This window comes from Massilia sp. KIM, from assembly GCF_002007115.1.
Lineage (GTDB): Bacteria > Pseudomonadota > Gammaproteobacteria > Burkholderiales > Burkholderiaceae_D > Telluria.
In genome coordinates this window covers 1,115,197-1,140,148 of record NZ_MVAD01000001.1, presented here as the reverse complement: position 1 = coordinate 1,140,148, position 24,952 = coordinate 1,115,197, and the positions used below count along the sequence as shown (strand labels likewise).

21 protein-coding genes and 1 pseudogene are annotated in these 24,952 nt (G+C 65.7%); 10 read left to right on the top strand and 12 right to left on the bottom strand.

Annotation, left to right across the window (positions count from 1 at the left end):
• Nucleotides 1–33: 33 nt before the first annotated feature.
• Genes tssG through B0920_RS25895 form a run of 7 tightly spaced genes read right to left on the bottom strand, consistent with a single transcriptional unit; the run spans nt 34 to nt 6,640 of the window.
• Nucleotides 34–1,137, bottom strand: a complete 1,104-nt coding sequence (gene tssG / locus B0920_RS05005; RefSeq protein WP_078031451.1) for a type VI secretion system baseplate subunit TssG — start codon at nt 1,135–1,137, stop codon at nt 34–36.
• Nucleotides 1,101–2,945, bottom strand: a complete 1,845-nt coding sequence (tssF, locus tag B0920_RS05000) for a type VI secretion system baseplate subunit TssF (protein WP_078031450.1) — start codon at nt 2,943–2,945, stop codon at nt 1,101–1,103. Before tssF ends, tssG begins: the two co-directional genes overlap by 37 nt.
• A gap of 1 nt (nt 2,946) precedes the next feature.
• Complete coding sequence (gene tssE / locus B0920_RS04995; RefSeq protein WP_078031449.1) at nt 2,947–3,438, bottom strand: type VI secretion system baseplate subunit TssE; 492 nt, start codon at nt 3,436–3,438, stop codon at nt 2,947–2,949.
• Between the two features lie 21 nt (nt 3,439–3,459).
• Entirely contained in the window at nt 3,460–3,951 is a 492-nt protein-coding gene (locus tag B0920_RS04990; protein ID WP_078031448.1) for a type VI secretion system tube protein Hcp, read from the bottom strand.
• Between the two features lie 27 nt (nt 3,952–3,978).
• Nucleotides 3,979–5,457, bottom strand: a complete 1,479-nt coding sequence (gene tssC, locus B0920_RS04985) for a type VI secretion system contractile sheath large subunit (RefSeq protein ID WP_078031447.1) — start codon at nt 5,455–5,457, stop codon at nt 3,979–3,981.
• 1 nt (nt 5,458) lies between these two features.
• On the bottom strand, nt 5,459–5,971 hold the full coding sequence (gene tssB, locus B0920_RS04980) for a type VI secretion system contractile sheath small subunit (RefSeq protein WP_078031446.1): 513 nt from the start codon (nt 5,969–5,971) through the stop codon (nt 5,459–5,461).
• Nucleotides 5,972–6,004: 33 nt separating this feature from the next.
• Nucleotides 6,005–6,640, bottom strand: coding sequence for a hypothetical protein (locus tag B0920_RS25895; RefSeq protein ID WP_078031445.1), 636 nt, complete (start codon nt 6,638–6,640; stop codon nt 6,005–6,007).
• A gap of 235 nt (nt 6,641–6,875) precedes the next feature.
• On the opposite strand from B0920_RS25895, the gene tssK reads away from it, so the two are divergent.
• From tssK to B0920_RS04940, 7 genes are all read left to right on the top strand, one after another.
• A complete protein-coding gene (tssK, locus tag B0920_RS04970; RefSeq protein WP_078031444.1) occupies nt 6,876–8,216 on the top strand; it encodes a type VI secretion system baseplate subunit TssK in 1,341 nt (446 codons plus the stop codon).
• Between the two features lie 18 nt (nt 8,217–8,234).
• Nucleotides 8,235–9,002 carry a type IVB secretion system protein IcmH/DotU gene (icmH, locus tag B0920_RS04965; RefSeq protein WP_078031443.1) on the top strand — a complete coding sequence of 256 codons (768 nt, stop codon included), beginning with the start codon at nt 8,235–8,237 and terminating at the stop codon, nt 9,000–9,002.
• Nucleotides 9,002–11,647 carry a type VI secretion system Vgr family protein gene (locus B0920_RS04960; RefSeq protein ID WP_078031442.1) on the top strand — a complete coding sequence of 882 codons (2,646 nt, stop codon included), beginning with the start codon at nt 9,002–9,004 and terminating at the stop codon, nt 11,645–11,647. Before icmH ends, B0920_RS04960 begins: the two co-directional genes overlap by 1 nt.
• A 13-nt stretch (nt 11,648–11,660) precedes the next feature.
• On the top strand, nt 11,661–12,587 hold the full coding sequence (locus B0920_RS04955; protein ID WP_179119095.1) for a DUF4123 domain-containing protein: 927 nt from the start codon (nt 11,661–11,663) through the stop codon (nt 12,585–12,587).
• Nucleotides 12,584–13,603 (top strand): polymorphic toxin type 15 domain-containing protein, encoded by a 1,020-nt coding sequence (locus B0920_RS04950; RefSeq protein WP_078031440.1) that lies wholly within the window; start codon nt 12,584–12,586, stop codon nt 13,601–13,603. Before B0920_RS04955 ends, B0920_RS04950 begins: the two co-directional genes overlap by 4 nt.
• A 10-nt stretch (nt 13,604–13,613) precedes the next feature.
• Nucleotides 13,614–14,267, top strand: coding sequence for a GAD-like domain-containing protein (locus B0920_RS04945; RefSeq protein ID WP_078031439.1), 654 nt, complete (start codon nt 13,614–13,616; stop codon nt 14,265–14,267).
• Between the two features lie 122 nt (nt 14,268–14,389).
• On the top strand, nt 14,390–15,103 hold the full coding sequence (locus B0920_RS04940) for a M949_RS01915 family surface polysaccharide biosynthesis protein (RefSeq protein ID WP_373887894.1): 714 nt from the start codon (nt 14,390–14,392) through the stop codon (nt 15,101–15,103).
• A 327-nt stretch (nt 15,104–15,430) separates the two neighbouring features.
• Here the strand turns inward: B0920_RS04940 and B0920_RS04935 are convergent, their stop codons facing one another.
• Entirely contained in the window at nt 15,431–16,081 is a 651-nt protein-coding gene (locus B0920_RS04935) for a zinc ribbon domain-containing protein (protein WP_078031437.1), read from the bottom strand.
• A 192-nt stretch (nt 16,082–16,273) separates the two neighbouring features.
• Here B0920_RS04935 and B0920_RS04930 point away from each other — a divergent pair, with 192 nt between their 5' ends.
• Nucleotides 16,274–17,308: a DUF4380 domain-containing protein gene (locus tag B0920_RS04930; protein WP_078033295.1), complete on the top strand. Its 1,035-nt coding sequence runs from the start codon at nt 16,274–16,276 to the stop codon at nt 17,306–17,308.
• 4 nt (nt 17,309–17,312) lie between these two features.
• Here the strand turns inward: B0920_RS04930 and B0920_RS04925 are convergent, their stop codons facing one another.
• The gene (locus B0920_RS04925) at nt 17,313–18,005 is read right to left on the bottom strand and encodes an SOS response-associated peptidase (RefSeq protein ID WP_078031436.1); all 693 of its coding nucleotides are present in this window, start codon (nt 18,003–18,005) and stop codon (nt 17,313–17,315) included.
• Nucleotides 18,006–18,199: 194 nt separating this feature from the next.
• On the opposite strand from B0920_RS04925, the gene glf reads away from it, so the two are divergent.
• Together glf and B0920_RS26525 are read left to right on the top strand one after the other, a co-directional pair.
• Nucleotides 18,200–19,354 (top strand): UDP-galactopyranose mutase, encoded by a 1,155-nt coding sequence (glf, locus tag B0920_RS04920; RefSeq protein WP_078031435.1) that lies wholly within the window; start codon nt 18,200–18,202, stop codon nt 19,352–19,354.
• Between the two features lie 35 nt (nt 19,355–19,389).
• Nucleotides 19,390–19,530, top strand: a complete 141-nt coding sequence (locus B0920_RS26525) for a PEP-CTERM sorting domain-containing protein (RefSeq protein ID WP_373887893.1) — start codon at nt 19,390–19,392, stop codon at nt 19,528–19,530.
• Here the strand turns inward: B0920_RS26525 and B0920_RS04915 are convergent.
• The 3 genes and pseudogenes from B0920_RS04915 to B0920_RS04905 all read right to left on the bottom strand — a co-directional run.
• A pseudogene (locus tag B0920_RS04915) lies at nt 19,520–20,497 on the bottom strand (LacI family DNA-binding transcriptional regulator); the annotation flags it as partial. The gene B0920_RS26525 and the pseudogene B0920_RS04915 sit on opposite strands and share 11 nt — an antisense overlap.
• Before the next feature lie 65 nt (nt 20,498–20,562).
• Nucleotides 20,563–22,017, bottom strand: coding sequence for a glycoside hydrolase family 30 beta sandwich domain-containing protein (locus B0920_RS04910; RefSeq protein ID WP_218669338.1), 1,455 nt, complete (start codon nt 22,015–22,017; stop codon nt 20,563–20,565).
• A 31-nt stretch (nt 22,018–22,048) separates the two neighbouring features.
• A complete protein-coding gene (locus B0920_RS04905; RefSeq protein WP_078031433.1) occupies nt 22,049–24,748 on the bottom strand; it encodes a TonB-dependent receptor in 2,700 nt (899 codons plus the stop codon).
• Nucleotides 24,749–24,952 lie beyond the last annotated feature (204 nt).

Genomic DNA, 24,952 nt, shown 5'->3' with positions numbered 1-24,952 from the left:
CTTTGGATGTCGATGTTGTCATTCAGGCCGCTCTCAGGCCAATTCCAGGGCATGGATGTCGTAGCGCACGTCGTCGCGATCGCGCCCCTCCTCGCCGGTCAACAGGAAACTGTCCCAGCCCAGACGGCCGCAGGCGCCGCCGGCCTCGTCCTGGGCGCCGCCGAGCGCGGCGCCGCGCACGTCCGCGGCGCGCAGCACCAGCTGGACCTCGTATTCGAGGGTCACCCCGGTCATCATGGACAGCATGCTGCCGAGGGCGCGCGCCGCCTTCCCGCCCGGCAGGAAGGCGTCGAAGCGGCTGCGCTCGAGCGGGCCGACCACGATGCGCACCCGCAGGTCGCGCTGCCAGACGCGGGTCCCGGCCATGGCGCCCGCGCCCAGCACCGCCGCCCCGAAGCCCAGGCGGCTCTGCTGCTCCGGCGGCACGTCGTACCAGCGCCCGACGAACTGCTCGGCCTTCACCGGTGCCCCGAAGTACTCCGACAGCACCCGCGCGATCTGCACCGCGGACGCCGGCTTGTGGCGCATGCTGGTGGCGAAGTAGGCCACCGACTCGTCCAGCAGCTCGCCGTGGACGTCGTCGACGAAACGGCGCCGCAGCGGCTCCTGGCCGACGCCGGCCATCGACAGCAGCAGCGGCAGGAAGCCGTCGCGGCCGTCGACCTGGTACTTGAGCTCGAGCCGGTACTTGCGCCAGGCCTCGTAGAACAGCGCCAGGGAGCGGTTCGAGAAGGTGTCGAGGAAGGCGCGCGGCGCCTCGTCCTTCTCGTGCAGGATCTGGCCGGCGATGCGTTCGGTGTAGTGGGCCGGCAGCGCGCCGGCGCCGCCCAGCAGGCCCATGAAAGCCGGCGTGATGCGCACGTAGCGCAGCGGTTCGGCGTCCTGCCCCGGCTCGCCGCGTCCCGGGGTGCGCTCGCGCGGCTCGGCCTGCATGGCTTCCAGCTCGCTCGCGGGAAAGCTCAGGCGGGTCGAATTCTGGAAGCGCAGCAGGTTCGCCACGGCGCCGCTGCGCACCCCGCCGTGCCGCTTGAGCCAGAGCTCGAGCAGGCGCACGGCCTGGAAGTACTGGAAGCGCTGCGGCTGCGCGAACAGGCGCTCGATTACAGCAGGCTCGAATCGCCGCTGCGGGGCTTGCATTTCAATAGCTCTTCTCCGGTTTTGCTCGATACCACCACCAGCTGGGTGAAGCTGTTGGCGTGGACGTACAGGCCCAGGAAACGTTCGATCACATGCGCGAACGCGTGGATGCCGCTGCCGACGAATGCCTCCTCGTCGATCGTCAGGCGCACCTCCATGCCTCGCACCAGGCTGGCGAAGGGATTCCCGGGAAGCCAGGCGGTGCTGGCCTTGTACTCGACCGCGTGGATGCCGCCGATCTGGCGCTGCGAGGCCGGAGAACGCGGCAGGTCGTACATGGCCAGCATTTCGCGCAGCGCTTCCACGCCAGCCCCGCTGAGCGAGAGGTGGTTCAGCGACAGGTGCGAGATCAGGCGCCAGTGGGCGCCGCCACCGCGCTCGAAGCCGTGCGACAGGCTGGGCTTGCGCAGGAAGGTGATCGCGTTCACGCGCGCCCCGCCTTCCATGAACAGGTCGCCGCCGCGCTGGCCCCAGGCCAGCATGGCCGGCAGGTCGCGGTTGGTGCAGGTCAGCTCCAGGCTCAGGGTGTCGGTTTCCACCGCCGCCGGATCGAAATCGATGTCGACGATCGAGATCTCGGTCTCGTAGCCGGGGCTCAGGCGCGCCACCGTCTCGTCGCGCCGCATCACCCAGTAGTGGCCGTGCTTGTCCGGCGTCTGGCCGTGGCGCAGCGAATAGAAGGGACGGAACTGGATCACCGATTCGCCCTGCGGCGTCTGGCGCACCAGCTTGACCGAGTCGATCGACACCACCTCGTAGGCGAAGGCGCGGCGCGCGTCCGCGATCACCGGATAACTGGCCTTGGTGTGGGTCAGGCGGATCGGTTCGCCGCGCTTCTTGAACAGGTTGACCACCGGGGTGCAGCCCAGCAGCAGGTTGCGGCTCGAGAGCGTGCCCAGGGTGCGCGCCACGTTGGAGTCGCTGCGCACGCTGCTCAAGGCCAGGTGCAGGGTCGCCGCGCGGCAGCCGGCCGGCAGCGCGCGCGCCAGGGCGTCGGTGTCGATGTCGATGAAGTTGAACTTCTCCGGGAAGCTGAAGTATTCGGTCAGCAGCCGATAGGCCGGGTGGGAGCGCGCCGAAAAGTCGATCAGGGCGTCCTCCTCGTCGAAGCCGGCCGGGATCACCGGCAGCGCGTCGAGCTGGATCCAGCGCCCCGAGTCGCCGTCCTCGACGTAAGCCGCCACGGTGCGCATGAAGATCGCGTCGCGCAGGGCCGCGCAGAAGGAGGCTTCGCCATCCATGAAGACGCGCAGCCTGCCCAGGCCTATCCTGGCGAGCGGCACCTCGGGCGCGGTGCCGGACAGGGTGATGCGGATGCCGGAACTCGCCCCCGCCGGCAGGCGCGCCGCCGCCGGCGCCTCGATGATCGGCGCGAAACTCGCATGGCTCAGGGCCACCGGCGCCACCGTGACCGGATAGGCGGTGCGGAAGGTGCATTCGGCGCCACGCACCTTGCGCGTGCCGAGCAGGGTCCCGCGCGCGATGCTGGTGGCCGCCGTCAGCTGGCTGGCCGCCGCCGCGTAGTCCATCTGCACGATGGAGCAGGACGGGAAGGGGCGCAGGTAGTGCGGGTAGAGCACCTCGAACAGCGCCTCGGTGAATTCGGGGTAGTCGTCGTCCAGGCGCTTGGCCACGCGCGCGTTCATCAGGGCGAAGGCCTGGATCATGCGCTCGATGTGGGGGTCTTCGCAGACCTCGCCCCCCATCAGGAGGCGCCCGGCGATCTTGGGGTAGCGTTCCGAGAACTCGCGCGAGTAGCGGCGCAGGAATCCCAGTTCGCTTTCGTAATACGGTAACAGCTCTTCCAACTCAGGCTCCTGCGAGATGGCTGCGACGCGCCCGGCTGATGGTGTAGTGCTGGCTCGCGGGCTGCAGGATGGCGTCGAAGTTGACCGGCTCCTGGGCAGCATGCACGACCAGCAGCGCGGTGATCGAAAAATTCAGGCAGTTGACGGCGTCCTCGCGCAGTTCGAGCGAAGCGCGCACGTTGCGCAGGCGCGGCTCGTGGCGCGCGATGGCCTGCTCCAGGCAGGCGCAGATGTGGGCGCGGTCGTCGAAACTCGACAGCGACAGGCCGGCGAAATCGTGCAGGCCATAGGTCACCAGCGAGCGCCGGCACTCCGGAAAACGCTTGGGATGCAGCTCGGGCATCGCGATGCGGGTGTTGAGCAGCGCCTCGAGGTCGCGCGCGACCGAGTCCTTGAGTTCCTCGATCGACACGCGCGCGACCCCGGCGCCGCCGGGACCATGCGACGGGCCGTCCATCAAGCGGTCGAGCAGCCCGGGAACGTATCCTTGCATGGTCGCCACGCCTTCAGGCTATCAGGCCGTCTTGTTCGAGGCCAGGTCCCAGCCGCCCGAGGTGTTGCCACCCGCGCCGCCGCCGACCTTCTGCTGGGTGTACTTCCACTTGACCTTGGAGTACTTCAGCTTGACGTCCTCGGTGAGGATGTCGCCCGGCTGGACCGAGGGCGCCACGCTGCTGATCAGGACGTTCTCGAGTTCGATCTCGAAGTACTTGACGCGCTCGCCCTGGCCGTCGGCGCGCAGGAATTCCAGCTTCGCCTTCGGCAGGGTTTTGCCCGACGAGCAGTTCTGCAGCAGCAGCGGGGTCGACAGGTCGGCCAGCTTCGAGATCACGATGTCGCGGTGCTCGGTGCGCTCGGCGGTGTGGCCGCCGCCGGTCGAGGCGGTCGCCGACTTCGGCTGCAGCACTTCCCAGTTGACGGATTTCACCTCGATCCAGTCCTTGTGACCCGAGTCGGCGGATTCGCCTTTGATCCCGTCAATTTGGAGGTAGACGTCGATTGCCATGTTGTTCCTTTCAGTGATGATGAGTGATTACGATTTGGTCGATGCCGGAAGCTCCGCGACCAGTCGGAGGGAAACGGAGAGCTCGTCGAGCTGGAAGTGCGGACGCAGGAAGGACACCGCGCGGTACACGCCCGGGCGGCCCGGCACCTCGGACACCTGGACCGAGGCCTCGCGCAGCGGGAACTGCGCCTTCTGCTCCTGGCTCGCGTTGTCGTCCAGCAGGACGTACTGGGCCAGCCAGCGGTTCAGGAAATCCTCGACGTTCGAGGCGGCGGCGAAGCTGCCGATCTTGTCGCGCATCATGGCCTTCATGTAGTGGGCGATGCGCGACACCGCGAAGATGTACTGCAGCTGGGACGAGAGCACCGCGTTGGCGTTGGCCGCGTCCGAGTTGTACTTCTTGGCCTTCTGGGCCGACTGGGCGCCGAAGAAGGCGGCGTAATCCGTGTTCTTGCAATGCACGAGCGAGATGAAGCCGAGGTCGGACAGCTCCTTCTCGCGGCGGTCGGTGATCGCGATCTCGGTCGGGCACTTGAGCGCGACCTCGCCTTCGTCGGTCTTGAAGGTGTGGGTCGGCAGGTTCTCGACCAGGCCGCCGCCTTCGACGCCGCGGATCGCGGCGCACCAGCCGTAGTCCTCGAAGGCCGCGGTCAGCTTGCTGGCGAAGGCATAGGCGGCGTTGCACCACAGGTATTTGTGGTGGTCGGTGCCGTCCACGTCCTCGACGAAGTTGAAGCCCTCGGTGGTGGCGCCGTCCAGCGGGTTGTACGGCAGGCGGCCGAGGAAGCGCGGCAGGGTCAGGCCGACGTAGCGCGCGTCTTCCGATTCGCGGAAGGACTTCCACTTCGCGTATTCGACGGTGTCGAAGACCTTGGCCAGGTCGCGCGGGCGGCCCAGGTCGGCGTAGCTCTCGAGGCCGAACAGTTCCGGCGAAGCGGCCGAAATGAAAGGCGCGTGGGCGGCGGCCGCCACGTGCGACATCTGCTCGATGAAGTACATGTCTTCCGGCTGGCGGGTGATCTCGTAGTCGCCGACCAGGGCGCCGAAGGGCGCGCCGCCGAAGGTGCCGAACTCCTCTTCGTAGACCTTCTTGAACATGGTGCTCTGGTCGAACTCGAGCGCGCTCTGGAAGTCCTTGACCAGCTCGCGCTTGGTGGCGTTGAGCATCTTGATCTTGAGGTTGGCGCCGGTGGCGCTGTTCTTGACCAGGTAGTGCAGGCCGGTCCAGCTCGATTCCAGCGTCTGGAACTCGGGCGCGTGCATGATCGCGGAGAGCTGCTCGGAGATCAGGCGGTCCAGCTCCGCCACGCGGGCGTCGATGGTCGCGGCCAGGTTGTCGGACACCACCACGGTGCCCTCGAGCACCTGGTTCACCAGTTCCGAGATCAGGTCCTTGGCGCGGGCATGCTCGGTGCTGGACTTGGCGACGCGGCTTTCCTCGACGATCTGGTCGAGCAGGCCGGCTTCCTGGGCGCCGGCGCCGGAGGGAGTGAGTACGGCGGACATGTCAGTCTTCCTTCTTGCTAGTGGCTTGCTGGCCCAGTTCGGCCAGTTTCTCGGTGCTGTTCAACACGTCGTTGAGCAGGTCTTCCAGCTTGTCGTTGCCGGCCATCTTGTTGCGCAGGTCGGCCAGCTTGGTGCGCGCCTCGAGCAGCTTGCGCAGCGGCTCGACCTGCTCGACCACGGCTTCCGGACGGAAGTCATCGAGCGAGGTGAACTTGAGATCGACGCCGATCTTCGTCTCGTCGCCGGCCAGGGTGTTCTCGACCTGGAAGGCGGCGCGCGGCTCGATGCCCTTCATGACTTCGTCGAAGTTGTCGCGGTCGACGTTGACGAACTTGCGGTCCTTCAGGCGCTTCTGCTCGACTTCGGACTTGCCGGCGAAGTCGCCGACCACGCCCAGCACGAACGGCACTTCCTTGGTTTCGATGGCGTCGCCGATCTCGACGTCATAGGTCATCTGCACGCGCGGCGGGCGGATCTTCTGCAGGCGCTTCTGCACACTTTCAGACTTGGACATGGTTTCCTCTTGTGTTGGGGTTGCGGGAAGGCGTCAGTTCAGCGCCTGGAAGGGATTGGCGTTGCCGCTGCCGGTATTGGCGGCGGACTTGGCGGCCTTCTTGGCCTTGCGCACCGGCGGGCGCTCGGCCACGGCCGGCGCCGCGGGCGGCGGCACCAGGACCGATTCGCCCAGGTTCTCGCGCAGCAGCTTGGCCAGCTCCTGGGATTCGCTCTTGATCGAGCCGGACAGGTTGTTCTGGCGGCTCAGGTCACCCAGGGCGCGGGTCGACAGGCGCAGCCCGCTGATCGCGATGATGCTGTTGGCCAGCTTGTCGTTGGGGTCGCGCACCAGCACCTCGAGCGCAGCCTGGATCGCGTCGCCGTACTGGCCGGCCTCGTAGCGGGTCTGGGCGATGTGGCTCCACGGCGCCTTTTCGGCCGGGAAGGCGGCGGCGCCCTGCTTCCACAGGGTGACGGCCTGCTCCTTGTTGCCGGTGGCGGCGGCCTGGCTGGCCTGGGTCAGGAGTTCGTCCAGGTTCGGCGCCTTGGGAACGGCGGTCGGGGTCGAACTGCAGGCGCTGAGCGTGACGGCCAGGGCGACGGCGGCGCCAAGGCGGAAGCCAAGGCGGACGCCACGGCGCAGGCCACGGAGCGACAGCGAGGACAAGGGCGAGATGCTGTACGGCATTTTTTTATCCTTAACGGGTAACTAGTGGTTATTACTTGTGTTAAACATTGCACGTTCGGCGGCACAATAGCAGAAAACAAATTTTTGCAATTTTCAATTGAATCTCACTAATTCTCACTCTGTGCTACCCGCGCACGATTGAAATCCGGCGCGACTTGTGTCCCGCAGGAATGTTACTATCCGCTCAATTTTGTAAAAGCCGGTCTCTTTTTCGGCCCTTCGGGATCATGACGGAATGACAAGCAAAGTCTTATGGGGAGAGGGGCTCCTGCTGCGGCCCCAGCACTTCCAGCAGCAGGACCAGTACCACGAGCGCCGCCTGCACGAGAGCCTGCGCGCGGTCCATCCTTACGCCTGGGGCGTCAATACGCTGCGCATCGACATCGACGCCCTCGGCAGCAATGTGCTGCGGGTGCTGGAGCTGTCGCTGCGCTTCCAGGACGGCGAACTGGTCGACGCGCCGGCCGTCGACGTACTACCGGCCAGCATCGATCTCTCGACCTTGCTGCAGAACCAGCAGAGCGTGACCTTCTACGCCGCGCTGCCCGCCTTCAAGCCTTTCGGCGGCAACTTCGCCCAGCCCGGCCAGGCGCAGGACAGCGCCCGCTACGTGCAGGACAACCGAGAGACGCCCGACCTCTACACCCAGGCCGCGCACGCCCAGCTGTCCTACCTGAAGAAGGCGGTGCGCCTGGTGCCCGAGCACGAGCCGCGCGATTCCTACACCAGCTTCCCGCTGCTGCGCCTGCGCCGCGTGGCCACCGGCGGCTTCGAGCTCGATCCGGACTTCGTCCCGCCCAGCATGTCGGTGCACAGCGCGCCGGTGCTGGGCAACCAGCTGCGCCGCCTGCTCGACGCCCTGCAGGCCAAGGTCAGCGCCCTGTACGGGCACCACCGCGAGCCGAACCGCAACGTGATCGAGTACCGCTCGGGCGACATGTCCTCGTTCTGGCTGCTGCACACGGCCAGCACCGCCTACGCCTCGCTGACCCACTACTACCACCATCCGGCGCTGCATCCGGAGCGCCTGTACGAGCAGCTGCTCGGCCTGGCCGGCTCGCTCATGACCTTCTCGAAAAGCTGGACCCTGGCCGACCTGCCGGCCTACCAGCACGCCGACCCGGGTCCGGCCTTCGGCAAGCTGTACGCCATCATCCGCGAGCTGATCGACACCGTGATCTCCTCGAAGTACTTCGCCATCGCGCTGGAGGAAATCAAGCCTTCCTACTGGCTGGGCAAGCTCGACTCCGGCAAGATCGACGACAAGACCGTGTTCTACCTCGCCGTGACCGCCGCCATGCCTGTGGTGGAGCTGGTGGGCGCGGTGCCGCTGCGCTTCAAGGTCGGCTCGCCGGACGACGTCGACAAGCTGGTGCTGGCGGCGATGCCGGGCGTGCGCCTGCAGCACGCGCCGCAAGTGCCGGCTGCGGTGCCGGTGCGGCCGGACACCGTCTACTTCCTGGTCGAGGCCAAGGGCCAGCTGTACGAGCGCATGCTCCAGGCCCAGTCGGTCTCGGTCTACGTCCCCGCCGGCATGAGCGACCTGTCGATGGAACTGGTCGCCGTCGCCTCCTAGAACCCCATCGAGCGCACCATGAACACCATGACCGCACCTTCCCTGATCGGCGCCGCGCCCCTGCCCAACGCAGCCCCGGCCGCGCCCCAGACCCTGCTCGACCTGATGTATGACGGCTTCTACGCCCTGTTCATGCTCAAGAACGGCAACGCACCCAAGAACGACGGCGAGTTCGCCGCCCGCATGACCCAGTTCCTCGACGAGTTCGGGCGCGCGGCCAGGAAACAGGGCGCGTCGACCGACGACATCGACGCCTCCAAGTACGCCTTCTGCGCGGCGGTCGACGAGATCATCCTGCGCAGCGGCTTCACGATCCGCGACAGCTGGGCCAGGAATCCGCTGCAGCTGACCCTGTTCGGCGAACAGCTGGCGGGCGAGAACTTCTTCAACCGGCTGGAAGCCTTGCGCGTGCGCGGCTCCAGCCACCTCGAGGCGCTCGAGGTGTTCCATATGTGCCTGCTGCTCGGCTTCCAGGGACGCTACGCGCTCGAAGGCACCGAAAAGCTGAACTACTTCACTTCGCGCCTGGGCGACGAGATCGCGCAGATGAAGGGCAAGCGCGGCGGCTTCGCGCCCCATGCGGAGCGTCCCGACCAGGTGGTGCACAAGCTGCGCAACGACCTGCCGTTGTGGGTCTTGGCGACCGTGTTCGCGCTCATCTGCGCCCTCGGCTACATCGGCCTGCGCACCACGCTGGCCAAGACCACCGAGGAGCGCATGGCGGCCCACAACGACGTGGTCAAGATGGCGCCGCGCCAGGCCAACCTGACGATCACCCTGCCCTGATGGAGCTGCTGGACCGGATCGGCGCGGTGTCCGGGCTGGGCCCTTTCGGGACCAGGCTGTCGCAGCACGCGCGCCTCGTCACCCTGGCGAGCAGCCAGGACGGCGCCCTGCCCGAGGCCCTGATGGCCGAGCGCCTGCGCGGGCGCGAAGCGCTCAACGAGCTGTATCGCTTCGACGTGGACGCCTTGTCCACCTCGACCGACCTCGAGCTCGAGCAGTTCATCGGCGAAGAGCTGACCGTGACCCTGCTGCAGCCCGACGGCAGCCGGCGCGCCTGGCATGGCCTGTGCACCCGCGCCGAGTGGCTGGGCGCCGACGGCGGCGTGGCGCGCTACCGCCTGCGCCTGGAGCCGGCGCTGGCCCTGCTGCGCCTGCGCCGCGACAGCTACATCTTCCAGGACAAGCACGTCCAGGACATCCTGACCGAGCTGTTCGCCGATTACCCCCAGCTGCGCTTCGAGTTCGACCTGAGCCAGGAGCTGGCGGTGCGCCCGATCTGCACCCAGTACCGCGAGAGCGACTACGACTTCTTCGTGCGCCTGATGGCCTCGGAGGGGCTGTCCTGGCGCTTCGAGCATGACCAGGCGCCGGAGGGCGAGGACGGGCAGGCGCGCCACAAGCTGGTGATCTTCGACAGCCAGGCGGCGGCGCCGGCACTACCGGGCGATGCAGCGTTGCGCTTCCACGGGGTGCGTGCGACCGACGTGGACGACGCCATCGACAAGTTCAGCGCGCGCCGCCAGGTGGCGGCCAACTTGGTCAGCATCAGCAGCTGGGACCCGGCGCAGCTGCTCGCCCCAAGTGCCGAATTGGCGTCCAGCCTCGACGCGGGGGAGCTGCCGCCGCTGCCGGTCTATGACGGCAGTGGAGAACGCATCGCCGCCGACGCCGCCGACCTGCACGGGCAACTCATGCTGCGCGCGCTGGAGCTGGAGAACAAGCTGTTCGAGGGCGAGGGCGCGGTGCGCCGGCTGGCGCCCGGCTGCGCCTTCCAGCTCACGCGGCACGAGCGCTATCCAGAGGGCGACAATGCGTTCAAGACCCTGTGGGTGGAGCACGAGGCGCGCAACAACATCGATGCCCAGATCGCGGTGGCGGACGCCGCTGGCTGGGTCGAGGCGGGCACGTATCGCAACCGCTTCGGCTGTGTGCGCGAGGCGGTGCCGATCGTGCCGCGTGCGACCGCCCTGCCTCACGCCCATACCGCGCTCGGGCCGCAGACGGCGCTCGTGGTCGGGGTGGCCGATTCAGTCGCCACCACGGTGCGCGACCACCAGGTGCGGGTGCAGTTCGCCTGGCAGCGCGGCCAGGGGAGCAATCCGGGCGGCATGCTGCACGACGTCGATGAGCAAGGCGCGGCGCCGGGTGACGAGCGCTCCGGCACCTGGGTGCGCGTGGCCGAGGCCTTGGCCGGGCCGAACTGGGGCTCGCAGTTCACGCCCCGTATCGGCACCGAGGTGCTGGTGGACTTTATCGAGAACGACATCGACCGGCCGCTGGTCGTGGCCCAGCTCTACACGGGCGCCGATGCGCCGCCTTTCGCGGCCGGGGTCGATGCGCAGGCCAACCATGCGGGGACGATCTCGGGGATCCATACGCGGAGCTTCGACGGAGCCGGCTACAACCAGTGGCAGCTCGACGATACGCAGGGGCAGCTGCGCATGCGGCTGGCGACCAGCACCGCTAATACCCAGCTGAACTTGGGCCATCTGGTGCAGCAGTCGCCGGGGACGGCGCAGCGCGGCGGCTACCGCGGGAGCGGCTTCGAGCTGCGCACCGACGCCTGGGGCGTGGTGCGCGGGGGTGAAGGGGTGCTGCTGACGACGCAGGCGCGAGCGGCGAATGGCAGCGGCGTGACGTCGACGCAGATGGACACGAGCGAGAGCGTGGCTGCCCTGAAGGCGGCGGAAACCCTGGATACCGCGCTGCTGGACGCCGCCAGCGCACAGCAGGCGCTGACAAGCAAGGCCGCTCGCGCGGCGCACAAGGAGCTGCTGTCAGCCATTGATCCAGAGCAGAAAGGCAAACTCGACGGCGCCGTAGGCGGGCAGGATGCGCTCAAGGGGAAGACCGGGGCGCGGGAGCTGGACCGGGGTGCGCCGGTGGAGAAGTTTGCGGCGCCGCATGTGATCCTTGATGCACAGGCCGGAATGAATTGGGCGACGCCGGCGTCGACGGTGTTATTTGCAGGCCAGCAAATGCAATGGACAACGCAGCGAGATGCACACATCGCCGCCGGGTTTACAGTTTCGTCGGTGGCGGCGGAGGCGACCAGCGTCTATGCGCATGAAGGCGGGATTCGGGCAATCGCGGGCAATGGTCCGGTTTCGCTGCAATCGCACACGGATCAGCTGGAGATTCTCGCGGACAAGGAAGTCACGGTGCTGTCGGCGAACGATTGCATTTCGATCCAGGCCAAGCAGAAGATCGTGCTGCATGCGGGACAGTCGTCCGTCACCCTTGATGGCGCCAACATTACCTTTGCCTGTCCCGGAAGCTTCACTGTCAAAGGCGGTCAGCATTCGTTCGAAAGCGGTGCTAACAAGGCAGCCAGTCTCGGAGAACTTCCCTCGGCAAAGACCACGGTTTGTATCGATTGCTTGAAGAAGGCGGCCGCGAAAGGGGCTGCCTTCCTTGTTCGTTGAAATGCGATTCTTTATGTCGAACGACACCGACCAGACCGTCAACTATTACGCCCTTCTCGACTGCGCTGCTCATGATGGCGCCCATGCAGAGCTGGTGAGCCGTTTTCCGGAGTCGGCATGGTATTCGCTGTTCGAGGGAACGTCAGAGAGCGAACTGGTAAGTGCTGCCCCGATTCTCTTGGCAGTCAGGCCCGATAGCGATGACTCTCGTTTGAGGAAATGGCTCATTGAGCTGGAACGCCGCGTCCCAAGCGTGAGCTGGATCGAAAGCAGGTTCGGACTCGCGACACTTGGCTCGATGCTTAGCGGACGGATGCCCTGCCTGATCGATGGAGACAAGGAAGCCATACTCCGATTTTGGGATCCGCGGATTCTACTCGGCCTTGCATCAGCGCTCGATGTGGAGCAACGCCGCCACTTCTTCTTTCCGGTGAGCGCCTGGACTACCTGGGAATCCCGACGACAGCGTTACTACACCGTCTCCCCACCCGAGGATGCCGCACCGGCGCCAAGGTTTGCCTTTGCTCCGCTGAGTTTCACCGATGCGCAGCGGGAGCAGCTCATGTACTACGACAAGGAAAACCTGTACGACGCGATTCTCGATCATTGGGCAGTGCAGGCTCCCCGGCTTGTCCAACACCTGGGTGTTGCGGTCCAGCGCGAAATCGCCATCGCGGCCGTAGCACGCTGCACAAGCTACGGCATCGTCTCGCCCAATAGTCAGATCCTGTTTGCCGGGCTGATGATGAAGGTTTCGCCTTCGTTCGACCATCATCCTGCGGCAAGGCGGATTCTCGAAGATGCGGGGATAGCGCAGGAAGAGCGCGTGCATTACCTGATCAAAGCGCTGCCGGAAGACGCCTGGCGCGAAATTGAAACCGCAAAACGCTACGACGCGCTGTTCGAAAAGGAACCGCGTCCGAGGACGAGTCTCGCATGAACTATGGAATGAGTCTTGCGGAAGTTCGAGCGCAGCTCGCAGAAACTACCGCTGCGATTGCTAATGCAGACAGGGCGCTGCAGCTCGAGATGGCCGCCAGTGCTGCCGATTTGACCGGCATAGTCGACCCGACGCCAGCTTCCGATATTGTGGGCGCAAGCATCGCCATCTATAAAGGTGACTGGATTGGTGCAGGTCTCAGCCTCGCGAGTATGATCCCGTATGCCGGCGATGCGCTTGCGAAGCCGGTCAAAGCAGGTCGGGCCACCAAGAGGCTGGCTGCGCTTCGCGCGCAGTTGAGTGATCTTAACGAGAAAGCCGAGACGCTCCGCAAGGCCGAAAAGCGACTCGCGGGTACGGACGCGAAGGCGATCGAGCGCGCCGGCGACGGAAAAACCGCAAGAAGCACGAAAAACTCCGACGAGGTCGAAACTGGATTGGCTCCGTCGAAAGACAAGGACTGTCAGGAATGTGGCGGCGAATCTAATCCGGTGGCGACGCGCGCACGCAAGATGCCGCTTCGCCGCGTCGAGCCGTGCTTCAGCGCAGAGAACCTCGACCCTGCGAAAGCCGATGAGTTTGCTGCACAGCTCCGACGTCAGGAAGAAGCACTGAACCGACTGACGGTTGAGGAGTTTGAAAACGCCAGAGCTTACTTCAAAAAAAATGGACGTGGCAGAGGAAGCGCCCAGCGGAAGGCACGCGCTGAGTATAGAAAGAATTTGGAGGCCGGGCTGCGAGCAGAATACCGAAGGAAAGGGATGTCACGGGACGAAGCTGAAGGGGCTGCACGGACGCGGGCTGGCGAAGTGATGAAGAACCTTGCCGCCTTACACGAACCAGATATGATTGCCGGCGGCGCTGATAGGGTCGCCAGAATGGGCGACCGATCAGTTAACTCGTCTATTGGTAGCCAGTGGAAATCTCGAATAGAGCAGCTCGACGATGCGGCCTCACAAGTTCCAGCGGCTGATCGAAAAGTGACCTTGATGAATGTAAAATTACCAAAATGTTGAAGGAATAATCATGGATGATGATCTGAAGGACCTCATTGCTCATCTCCCCCCCACAAGCTTGCGTCGTCAACCGAGTGCTGAGCACGCCAAGATATTGTCCGGCCACTTACCGGAAAAGCTTTTTGAGTATTGGCGCGAAGTTGGGTTGGGCGGGTTTGGTGATGGCCTGTTCTGGCTCGTCGATCCGATCGAGTATTCGCCAGTGGCGAAGGCTTGGGCCGAAGCAGGTGGCCTTGACAGCGGTGGTTTATGGATCATCGCGAGAAGCGCCTTTGGCCAACTCTTTTTATGGGACGAGTCAACGACATCGATAGTCACGATATCGGCTTCGGATCAAACCATTTACCGATCAGACGCGCGCACCGCGCCAGTACCAGAAGAAGCGGATCTGCACCTGTCGATCTTTATCGGCATGCAGAATCCCGACGACCTCGATCTCGAGGATGTCAACGAAAAGGGATTATTCCGGCGAGCTCTGAAGAAGCTCGGACCGCTCAACGATAACGAAATGTACGGTTTTGAGCCAGCCCTTGTGCTGGGCGGGATGCCCGTTCTCGAAAACCTAAGAAAGGTAAGTGCGATAGAGCATCTCCTGCTGCTACCGCAGTTAGGCGACGTCGAGATTGTTAGCATGGCGATCAGACAGCATCTGGGATCGATATAGCCTGACGACATGTGTGATCCTGGCCATTCTGGTGTCGATTGCAACGGGAATCCACATCCGGCATATCCTCCAGCGCCCGACATGAACTCAGGGCGCGTAGCGCAGGCAACATAGTGACGCTGATGGCGCAGTTCTCGAGAACTTCGCAATTGCTGTACGAGAAAGGTGCTTGTTCAGCCCTTGCATACTTAACACATATTGTCGTGGGCGCCTGCATGCTGTGGTCAACGGGCGACAGCAAAGCGCAGGCTGGGGTCGGCAAGCCACACGGAGTCCACGCCAAGCAGCTCGCGGCCGAGCGCATTCCCATTGAAGGCAGGCTCGCCGCGGCCTTTCGCATTGCCGACCGCGATGGCGAACACATCCTGGTTCTCAGCCGAAAGTCCGGCGCGTCACCCTCCGCACCACACTCGGGCCGCATCGAACGCGTCGACCTCCGCGCGGATTTTTATCGACGTCTCTCCCCCGGTCAGTGGCAACGCGAATGGACCATCCGCGACATGAGCGATTGCCCCGGCCTGGACGTCGACGGTGAATTCTTTACGGCGCAGGTTCGTTTCACGGATCTCAACAAGGACGGGAAGGCAGAGGTCACCGTACCCTATAGCTTATATTGTGGAGGCGGGGTCGACCCCTCGACTATCAAGGTCATCCTGCGTGAAGGCGCGACAAAACTGGCAATTCGCGGCGCCTCCTTGGTACAGCCACGGCAGCCGGGAGTCGAAGCATTTGGAGGGGAGCGCAAACTCGACGCTGCACTGAATAAGCCCGAAGCGGCGCTTTACAGGCAGCACATGACCGCGATTTGGGACCAGGTCGCAGTCGAGAAGCGCTAGGTCGCCATCTCGTGCAAGCCAAGTGCTTGGGGAGCCAGAACCGGTGAGATGATTGGGAGCGTCCGGTTACCAATGTAAAGACGTAATTAGCGACCTTGGCGCATCAATGAGATCCGAAAGCATGTCACGAGCGCTCGACGCGACATGCGCTGACCGCTAATGAAACCAGGATTCCCGCACCGATGTTAGCAAGCGGTACGAAGGCGTACGCGTGACGATGGGACGGCATTTGAAACAGCGACAGCGTATAGCGCCCCCCCGGGCCCCACCATCAGCCCGACCGCGCCACCTTCGCCGTCCATCAGCCGGTGCCCCCCCCCCTGTCCGTCAGCCCTGCCGCGTCCCGCACTCCGTGCAAAACTTGGACCCCGGCTGCAGCATCGTGGAGCAGCTCACGCACGCCACCTGCTGCGCCATCCGGTAGCCACACTCAGGACAGAACTTGGCCCCATGGGTCTCCGCCCGGCATTGCGGACACACGAGCTGCATGGTCTGGCGCACGTCGTGCCGCACGCCGCGGCTCTTGCCCTCGTCGTAGGCCAGGTCCGACGCGCTCTGCACCTCGCCTGCCGCGCGCGCCTGGGTGATCTTGACCTGCACGTTCGGCGCGCAGTTGAAGCACAAGCCGTTGGCGCCATCGAAGCATGGACTGCACACGTAGCTGTGGCAGTTGCCGCAGCGGTTGAAGTGGGCCTTGCCCGCCGCCACCGCCTCCTTGAAGGCCTCGTCGCGCGCGCTGTGCCACCCGGCCTGCGCCATCCCGCTCAGCACTGAACTCGCATTGCCCAGCATGCCGCCGAACATGCTGGCGCCCTTCTGCAGCCAGCCCGAGGCCTGGGCGCTGCGATAAGGCTTGAAGTGGGTGCGCCAGCGGTCGCTGCAGCGCTGGCAGTAGAACTCGAACTGGAAGCCGGCATCGACGCCGGATGAATTGCTCAGGTCACGGTAGTTGTTCGAGAACTGTATTTCAGCCGACATGACGCCCTGCCCGGTTGGATTGGTAAGCGTGAAATTATAACCAGAGCTCACCCCGTAAAACCTTGTGCGCATGATATCTCGTGCACTCTATGCAACACCCATAGGAAACCGGCACATCGCTGTCGCTCGCCCGCCGCAGGACGATGCTTTCTTGCTATGCTGGCGGTCCTGGTCCCTGCCGAACACACCGACATGCCCGCCTCTTCACGGTTCACGCTTGCGCTTGCCCTCATCGGCGCCGTCCACACCGCCGCCCAGGCCGCGGCCCCGATCCCCGCCCACCGCCTCGACAACGGCAGCATCACCGTGCTGGCCAGCGAGGCCGCGGGCGGCCGCGTGCTGTCTTTCGGCCTGAGCGGCAAGGCCAACGTCCTCCACGTCGACGAAACCGCCGGCGACGCCGACGCGCCCGTGAACGCCGCCACCGGCTACATCCGCTACCAGGGCCACGAAGTCTGGGTCGGCCCGCAAAAGACCTGGTGGACCGACCAGGACGTGCTGCCCGATCGCGCGGCCGCCAAGGCCAGCTGGCCGCCGGATCCCTTCCTGACCCTGGCCCCTTACAGCCTGATGCAGCGCACGCCGTCCGAACTGGTCGTACAAAGCCTGCCCAGCCAAGTCACCGGCATCCAGCTGCGCAAGCGCTACGCCTTCGTCAAGAACCGTCCCAACAGCCTCCAGCTCGAAGTCACCGCGACCAACATTCGCAAGAAGAAGGTCGTACGCGACATCTGGTTCAACACCCGCGTGCGGGTCGACACCCACGTCTACGTGCCGATCGCCGCTGAAGGCGACGTGCGCATGCAGTCGCCCGAAGGCGTCGATCCGATCCGCTACACCATGAAGGACGGCTTCGTGAGCGTCGACCTGCCGGAGCCGGACGCGGCCGTCCGCAAGGGCAAGCTGTTCATCCAGCCGGCGGCGGGCTGGATGGCGGGCTTCCACAGTGCCCAGGCCTTCATCATCCAGTTTCCGCTGCAGCCGCGCGGCGCGATCCATCCCGACCAGGGACAGGTCGAGCTCTACCACGACGTGGCGCCGGGCGATCCGGTCTCGGGAATGATCGAAATGGAAGTGCACGCGCCCCTGCGCACGCTGGCGCCGGGCCGGTCGATGCGGGCCTCGGAACGCTGGACCGTCCTGCCCTACGACGGCCCGCCGACGCGCGAAGCCCACCTGGCCTTCCTGCGCCAGCACGCCAGGCACCTGGGACTGTCGGCCCTTTAGCCGCTCAGAACAGGGACAGGTTGGGCGAGACCTCGGGCGCCGGCGCGGCCTTGGCCACGGTGCGCGGGGCCGCCCATGCCTTCATTCTCTCCGCAGGATAGTGGCGCAGGAAGCTGCGCGCCGTCTCAAGGTCGCGGCAGGCCAGCCACTCTTCGACCTCGCCTGCCGGCAGGATCACCAGCGAGCGCTTTTCGTCGTCCGGCTTGTGCATGCGGCGCATCAGCGCATGCTCGTCGGCGTTGATGGTGATCTGGGTGAAGGAGGCCTGCACCGATCCATCCGCCTCGCTCCACTCGCGCCATAGCCCCGCCACGAAAAACACAGCATCGTCCTGCATGCCGATGCCGTAGCGCTCCGCGCGCCCGCTCTCGTAGCAGGGTTCGTAGAAACAGGTCATGGGCACCGCGCAGAACTGCAGCCGCCGCCAGGCCGGCGCGAAGGAACGCCGTTCGCCCAGCGATTCGGCGCGCGCGTTCATGGTGTCGAAAGGCTTGACCCCGGGCGGGATGTGCCGCCGCGGCACCATGCCGTAGCTCGCCAGCGCCGGCGCCAGGCGCCCCGCGCCGTCGCGGCGCAGGATGGGCGCCTGGTAATCCTTCCACACCTCTTCCGGCCAGCGCCAGTCGGCCGGCAGCTCGCTGAAGGCGCCGAGGGTGCCGAATTCCTCGCGCGTGGGAGTCCGATAGTTGACACACATGATGGGTTCACTTCCTGCAGGGAACAAGATGATAACAGCGCCGCCAACGGGCGGCCGCCATTGTCAATTGTGCGGTATGAAACCGGGTATCGATGATATATTTTTAGCACCATTCTCACCGCCTCACCGATATCTCCATAACAAGACCGTGGAATGAAACGGAACAGATCACTACAGAAACATAGGAACCACTCATGAAAAAAAACATCGCCATCGTCGGCGCGGGCTTCTCAGGAGCTGTCATTGCGAATCAGCTCGCCCAGGCCGGCTACACGGTCGACGTCTTCGAGTCGCGCAACCACATCGCTGGTAATTGCCACTCGGAGCGCGACAGCGATACCGGCGTCATGGTGCACGTCTATGGACCGCACATCTTCCACACCGACAACGAGCGGGTCTGGGAGTACGTCAACCGCTTCAGCGAATTCAAGCCTTTCGTCAACCGCGTCAAGGCCATCACCCGCGGCCAGGTGTTCACCCTGCCGATCAATCTCCTGACCATCAACCAGTTCTTCAACAAGACCCTGCGCCCGGCCGAGGCCCAGGAGTTCCTGCGCGAACTGGGCGACAAGAGCATCGAGAACCCGACCACCTTCGAGGAGCAGGCGCTGCGCTTCGTCGGCCGCGAGCTGTACGAGGCCTTCTTCAAGACCTACACCATGAAGCAGTGGGGTCTGCACCCCAGCGAGCTGCCGGCCAGCATTCTCAAGCGCCTGCCGGTGCGCTTCAACTACGACGACAACTACTTCGCCCACAAGTACCAGGGCATGCCGGCCGACGGCTATACCGCCCTGGTCGAGCGCATCCTCGACGTGCCGGGCGTGAGCGTGCACCTGAACACCCGCTTCGACCCGGCCAACAAGGGCGATTATGCGCACGTGTTCTACAGCGGTCCGATCGACGCCTGGTTCAACCACGCCGAAGGCCGCCTGCCCTACCGCACCCTGGACTTCGAGGTCTTCCGCGACACCGGCGACTACCAGGGTAACGCCGTGATCAACTACTGCGACGACGAGAAACGCTACACCCGGATCACCGAGCACAAGCACTTCTCGCCCTGGGAAAGCCACGAAGGGACGGTCTGCTATGTCGAATACAGCCGCCAGTGCGAGGAGAAGGACATCCCCTACTACCCGATCCGCCTGGCGCGCGACAAGCAGCAGCTGGAACTGTACGTGAACCTGGCGCGCAAGGAACCGAACGTGACCTTCGTCGGCCGCCTCGGCACCTACCGCTACCTTGACATGGACGTGACCATCAACGAAGCCCTGGTCACCGCCGACAAGTTCCTGGCCTGCGCCCGCGACAGTGCGCAGATGCCGGCCTTCGCGATCGATCCGCTGGCCTGATCCTACCGCCCCGCGCCTAAAGCGCGTGGCGCTGCATCGCCTTCGCGCTCATTGCGGCGCCCGAGCCGGCGTCCTGGGCGCTGAGCGGCGCCGGGCTGCTGGTGCTGCTGGCGGCGCCGCGGCGGCGGGCACGCCCGCTCCCGGCGCGGCCAGGGACGCGCGCACGGTCACGCTGATCGGGAAGTTGCGCATTACCGGCCGCTGCCCGCCGTCGAGAAGATTGAGCAGCATCGCGATGCCGCTGTGGGTCATCTCGCGCCAGGGTATGCGCACCGAGTTCAGACGCGGCGCCGAGAAGGCCGCGCTGGGCGCGTCGTCGTAGCCGATTACGGATACGTCGCGCGGCACGTGGATGCCGGCTTCATGGAAACAGGACATGGCGCCCAGCGCCATCTCGTCGTTGGCGCAGAACAGGGCCGTGAAGCGCCGGCGCGAGGCCAGCAGCTCGTGCGCCGCCGACCAGCCGCCGCTGGAGGAGAAGTCGCGCTCGGCCACCCAGATCGCCTCGGTGTCGATTCCCGCCGTCTTGAGTTCCTCCATGAAGCCCTGAAGGCGCTCCACGTTGTCCGCCACCTTCCAGGGCCCGGCGATAACCGCGATCTCGCGGTGGCCCTGTTCGAGCAGGGCGCGCGCCGCCAGCCGGCCGCCCAGGCGGTGGTCGACCGTAAAGCACTGGCTGGCGATACTGTCGAAACTGGTGTTCAGCGCGATCAGACGCTCGCGGCGCGGGCCGAACAAGGCCAGGTCGCTTTCCTGCAGGGGGCTGGTGAGCACGATCACGCCGTCGCAGCCCCGTTCGATCAGCAGGCCCACGCCGTCGATCGCCTCGCGCCGCGCATCGCCCTTGCCCACCCCGAAGGCGACCATCATGTGCAGGCCGGCGCCGCGCAGCTCGGCGTCGACGATCTTGAGGATCGCCGTGTAGAAGGTCCCGGACAGCATCGGGATGTAGACGCCGATCATGCGCGAGCTCCCGTACAGCAGCGAGCGCGCAGCGTGCGAGGGCCGGTAGCCCAGCGCGTCGACCGCCTTCTTCACGCGCTCGAACTTGTCCGGCGACACCGAGCCCTTGCCGCGCACCACGCGCGAGGCGGTTCCGAGTCCCACCCCGGCCAGGCGGGCGACGTCTTTGATGGTCGGCACGAAGGATCCTTGGTCAAAAAAGCGGGCGGCGGCCGGCCTGTCCGGGCCCGCCGCCTGGGCTGCCGCTACCGTACCACAGTCTGGATCGCGTGGGCCGGAATCTCGACCGCCACTTCCTGGCCGTCGACCATCAGGCGGTAGCGCTGCGCCGCGTCGGTCTTGTTGAGCACCACCACCGCCAGGCTGCCGTCGGCGTTGCGGAAGGCCACCGTGTCGAGCGTGCTGCGGCTGGTGGTGGCGCCCACGCGCCGCGCCTTGGGCTTGATGTAGCGGGTGAAGTGGCCCATGTAGGCATAGCTCGGGGTGCTCACCAGCTGGCCGTCGTCGGTCGCGTGCAGCAGCGCGAAGCAGTAGTTGCCCACGTGGTTGGGACCGCCGCGCATGTCGAGCAGCATGTTCCAGTCCACCCAGCCCGAGGCGCCGGCCGCCAGGTCGGCCAGGATCTCGCTGCCGTAGCGCTCCGCGTTGGCCCAGGACTGCAGCCTGGCCGGGTCGAACTTCTCCACCGTGGCCTCGGTCATGATCAGGGGCACGTCCGGGTAGGCCGCGTGCACGGCGGCCACGTTGCGGTGCATGGGCTGGCCCTTGGCCCAGGTCTCGTACCAGTGGAAGCCCACGCCCCAGACGTAGGGTCGGGCCTTGGGGTCGGACAGGATGTGGGCGGCGCGCTGCGGCAGCAGGTCGCGGTTGTGGTCCCAGACGATGATCTTCTTGTCGCCCAGGCCGGCGCGCTTCAAGGCCGGTCCGAGGTGGTCCCCCAGGAAGCGGGTCTCCTCCTCGGCGGTGTAGAGCATCGATTCCCAGGTCTGCTTGGCCATCGGCTCGTTTTGCACCGACAGGCCCCACAGCGGGATGCCCGCCTTCTCGTAGGCCTGCACGAACTTGACGATGTAGCTGGCCCACAGGTCGCGGTCGCCCGGCAGCAGGCTGCCGCCCTGCAGCATGTTCTTGTTGGTCTTCATCCAGGCCGGGGCGCTCCACGGGCTGGCGAACACGCGCATGCCGGTGCCGTAGGACTTGCTGGCGGCCAGCGACTGGCGCAGCAGCGGCACGCGGTGCTTCATGTCGTGCTCGATGCTGAAGGACGCCAGCGAGCGGTCGCCGTCCTTGACGTAGGTGTAGCTCTCGCTGCTGAAGTCCGAGCTGTGGATGGTCGTGCGCAGCACGTTGTAGCCCAGGCCTTCGCGCGGGTCGAAGTAGGCCTTGATGAATTCGCGCTGGGCCTGGGGCGTCAGGCGCGCGTAGACCTCCGCCGTGGCGTCGGTGATGGCGCCGCCGAAGCCGAACACCTCCTGGTAGCGCTGGCGCGTGTCCACGAACACCGCGGTCTCGGTCTCGAGCGGCTGGCCGGCGGGGCGCGGCGCGTCCAGGGTCCTTGCGGCGAAGCGCTGCGGCGCGCCTTCGGCGGTCGTGAACACCTGCCACTGCGCTGCCTTGGCCGCCGGGGCCCCGTGGGCCGCGAAGGCGGCCATCAGGGATGCCCCGCACAGCAGGCGCATCGCATGTCGTCGTGTCGTCACTCTGTTCTCCTCTGTTTCGGTAAGCCGAAGCTTACAGCTTGTAGTTCACGCCGAAAAGCACCTGGCGGCCGTAGGTCGTGTAGCGTTCCGGCGCATTGGCGCCACTGGCGAAGGGGCTGCCCTGGCGGGTTTCGTAAGGCTCGTTGCCCAGGTTGTTCACCTGGAGCAGGAAGGACAGGTTCTTGTAGGGACCGTCCTGGAACTCGTAGCCCAGCTGCAGGTCGACCTGCTTCTCGGCCAGGATCTCGCTGAAGGCGCGCTGGGCGAACAAGCCGGTCACTTCGCCGCGGAAGGCCGAGCGGTAGCGCTGGGCCACGCGCGCCGACAGGCCATTCTTCTCGTAGAACATGGTCAGGTTGGCCACGACGCCCGACAGGCCGGGCAGCTTTTCCTTGGTGTTCGGGCCGTTCGGGTGGATCGAGCTCTCGGTGCCCGAGGCGCTGGCCTGCACGCCGAAGCCGTCCAGGCGCTCCCACAGCATGCCGAACTGCAGGGCGGCGGTAATCTCGATGCCGCGCACGAAGCCGCCCTGGCCGTTGGCCGGCTGGTTGATGGTGCCGATGTTCGAGATCGGCACCACGGCGCTCGAATTCGGGAAGCCGGTGTAGTCGAACTCGCGCTGCTGGTTGTAGATGTAGCTCTTCAGGTCCTTGAAGAAGTAGGCGGCCGAGACATAGCTGCCCTTGCCCAGGTAGTGTTCGAGCGAGAGGTCGAAGGAATTGGCGCGCCACGGTTCCAGCTTGGGATTGCCGCCGCCGCCGTTCCAGCGCAGGGTGGTCGTGCTGACCCCGGCCGAGACGCCGGCGCGCATGTCCGACATGCGCGGACGCGCCACGGTCTTGGCCATGCCCACGCGCAGGTAGGTGTCGTGCACGTAGTTGCCGAGGTCGAAGTTCAGGTTCAGGCTGGGCAGCCAGTCGTGGTAGCTGTGGTCGCCGCGCAGCGGGGTGATCACGTTGCCGCTGACCGCCTTGCCCATGCCGGTCTGGTCGACGCGCACGTACTGCACGCCCAGGTTGCCGCGCAGCGGCACCTTGCCCAGCGCGCTGTCAATGCCCAGGCGCAGGTAGCCGATGGCCTGCTCTTCCTCGACTTCCCAGTCCTGCTGGGCGACGTCGGTGTCGACTGGACGCTTGTCGTAGAAGGTGGCCAGGGCGGCGCGCGGGTCGAAGGACAGCACGCCCGGGATGCCGGCCCAGGCCAGCGAGGTGGTCGGGCCGATCAGGTCGGCCGGCACCGTGGTCAGGGCGCGGTTGTTCTTGAGCCAGAAGGTCTGCGACACGTCCGAGTGCGACTTCTCGCGCTTGGAATAGCTCAGGCCCGCCTGGACGTCGCGGAAGAAGCCATCCAGCTCGCCGCGCACGTTCAGCTTGGCCGCGCCGAGGCGGTCCTCGACGATCGGGTGGTGCTGGGTGGCGTCGTGGCCCCAGCCGCCGACGTCGGTCAGGCGGATCAGGGCCGGGTTGGCCAGGTCGACCGAGGGCGTGAAGCGCGGCAGGCCGGCGCCGAGCGGGATGTCGAAGCCGAAGTTGTTGTCGGCCGCGCCCGTGCCGCCCGGTCCCAGGCCGGCGTAGGTTTCGGAGGTCATTTCGCGCCGCTTGGCCGAGGAATAGGACAGGTCGCCATCCACCGACCAGCGCTCGTTCAGGCGCAGCCTGGTGTTCCAGCCAACGGCCGACATCTCGTCCTTGCGGGTGTTGTAGTCGTTGCGCACGATGGGCTCGAGATTGACCAGGGTGCCGCCAGTGAGCATGCGGATGCCGCCGACCGACTCGATGCGCGGATCGCGGTAGGTGACGGTGCCGGCCGAGTTCCACATCACGCCGCGCATGATCTCCTTCTGGTCGAACTCCGAGTAGTACAGGTCCAGGGTCGAGCGCAGGTCGCGGTTGGGCTTGAAGTCGACCACGGCCAGCACGCCGTCGCGCACCTGCTTGCGCGAGGTGGCGGTGACTTCCGCGCCCTTGAGCGCGGTGACGTCCTGGTTGCCCGGGCCCAGGTTGTTGTCGGTGCCCCACCACCAGGACTTGTATTCCTTCTGCTGGCCCGGGGTGTCGAGGTGGGCGTAGCCGATCGCCAGGCCCAGCTTGCCGTCCAGGTACTGGTCGATATAGGACACCGACACGCGCTTGCCCTTGTTCGACCAGCCGCTGTTGAGTTCCTTGTTGCTGTTGTGCTCACCGCGCAGGTTGAAGGCGATGGTGCGGCCCTTGCGGTCGAGCGGGCGCACGGTGCGCAGGTCGATGGTGCCGGACAGGCCGGCCGCGGTCATGTTGGCGTCCGGGGTCTTGTACACGGTCACGCCGCTGAGCAGCTCGGACGGATACTGGTCGAATTCGGCGCTGCGGTCGTTGCTGGTGCTGGTCTGCTCGCGGCCGTTGAGCAGGGTGACGCCGAAATCCGGCGCCAGGCCGCGCAGCGAGATCACCTGGGCGCGGCCGGCCACGCGCTGGGCGGTCAGGCCCGGCAGGCGGGCGATCGATTCGGCGATCGAGGAGTCGGGCAGCTTGCCGATGTCCTCGGCGGTGATGGCCTCGACGATCGAATCGGATTCCTTCTTGATCGCGATCGAGCTCTCGATACTGCCGCGGATGCCGGTCACCACCACGGTGGACGGCGCGCCATCCTGGGCCGCGGCAGCGAAGCTCCACAGCAGCGCGGCGCAGGCGGCGGCGATCGGGGTGACGGTGAGGGCGGGACGGGCGCCGCGGGCGTTGCCAAGACTTGCCATGTTCGGTCTCCAGAGAATGTTGTTATATGTGTTTGGAAACGTTGCCAGATGTGGCGAAAATTATTGGCAACGTTTCCAGACCAAGACGCACTGGAGCATTGCCAGTAAGCCGCCGGACCCGGTCGGCCGACGCTTCCATTCGGTGCGGCACGTCCGCCAATTCATGCAGCTCGAATTGGAAACGTTGCCAAACCGTTGGACACA

What these genes read in the sequence shown, in the direction of transcription:
- B0920_RS04950 (WP_078031440.1), top strand. Translation starts at nt 12,584, where the DNA reads ATGAACTATGGAATGAGTCTTGCGGAAGTTCGAGCGCAGCTCGCAGAA.
- tssK (WP_078031444.1), top strand. Translation starts at nt 6,876, where the DNA reads ATGACAAGCAAAGTCTTATGGGGAGAGGGGCTCCTGCTGCGGCCCCAG.
- tssC (WP_078031447.1), bottom strand. Translation starts at nt 5,457, where the DNA reads ATGTCCGCCGTACTCACTCCCTCCGGCGCCGGCGCCCAGGAAGCCGGC.
- tssE (WP_078031449.1), bottom strand. Translation starts at nt 3,438, where the DNA reads ATGCAAGGATACGTTCCCGGGCTGCTCGACCGCTTGATGGACGGCCCG.
- tssG (WP_078031451.1), bottom strand. Translation starts at nt 1,137, where the DNA reads ATGCAAGCCCCGCAGCGGCGATTCGAGCCTGCTGTAATCGAGCGCCTG.
- icmH (WP_078031443.1), top strand. Translation starts at nt 8,235, where the DNA reads ATGAACACCATGACCGCACCTTCCCTGATCGGCGCCGCGCCCCTGCCC.
- B0920_RS04945 (WP_078031439.1), top strand. Translation starts at nt 13,614, where the DNA reads ATGGATGATGATCTGAAGGACCTCATTGCTCATCTCCCCCCCACAAGC.
- B0920_RS04935 (WP_078031437.1), bottom strand. Translation starts at nt 16,081, where the DNA reads ATGTCGGCTGAAATACAGTTCTCGAACAACTACCGTGACCTGAGCAAT.
- B0920_RS04955 (WP_179119095.1), top strand. Translation starts at nt 11,661, where the DNA reads ATGTCGAACGACACCGACCAGACCGTCAACTATTACGCCCTTCTCGAC.
- B0920_RS04940 (WP_373887894.1), top strand. Translation starts at nt 14,390, where the DNA reads ATGGCGCAGTTCTCGAGAACTTCGCAATTGCTGTACGAGAAAGGTGCT.
- B0920_RS04930 (WP_078033295.1), top strand. Translation starts at nt 16,274, where the DNA reads ATGCCCGCCTCTTCACGGTTCACGCTTGCGCTTGCCCTCATCGGCGCC.
- B0920_RS25895 (WP_078031445.1), bottom strand. Translation starts at nt 6,640, where the DNA reads ATGCCGTACAGCATCTCGCCCTTGTCCTCGCTGTCGCTCCGTGGCCTG.
- B0920_RS04990 (WP_078031448.1), bottom strand. Translation starts at nt 3,951, where the DNA reads ATGGCAATCGACGTCTACCTCCAAATTGACGGGATCAAAGGCGAATCC.
- B0920_RS04925 (WP_078031436.1), bottom strand. Translation starts at nt 18,005, where the DNA reads ATGTGTGTCAACTATCGGACTCCCACGCGCGAGGAATTCGGCACCCTC.
- tssB (WP_078031446.1), bottom strand. Translation starts at nt 5,971, where the DNA reads ATGTCCAAGTCTGAAAGTGTGCAGAAGCGCCTGCAGAAGATCCGCCCG.
- B0920_RS04905 (WP_078031433.1), bottom strand. Translation starts at nt 24,748, where the DNA reads ATGGCAAGTCTTGGCAACGCCCGCGGCGCCCGTCCCGCCCTCACCGTC.
- B0920_RS04960 (WP_078031442.1), top strand. Translation starts at nt 9,002, where the DNA reads ATGGAGCTGCTGGACCGGATCGGCGCGGTGTCCGGGCTGGGCCCTTTC.
- glf (WP_078031435.1), top strand. Translation starts at nt 18,200, where the DNA reads ATGAAAAAAAACATCGCCATCGTCGGCGCGGGCTTCTCAGGAGCTGTC.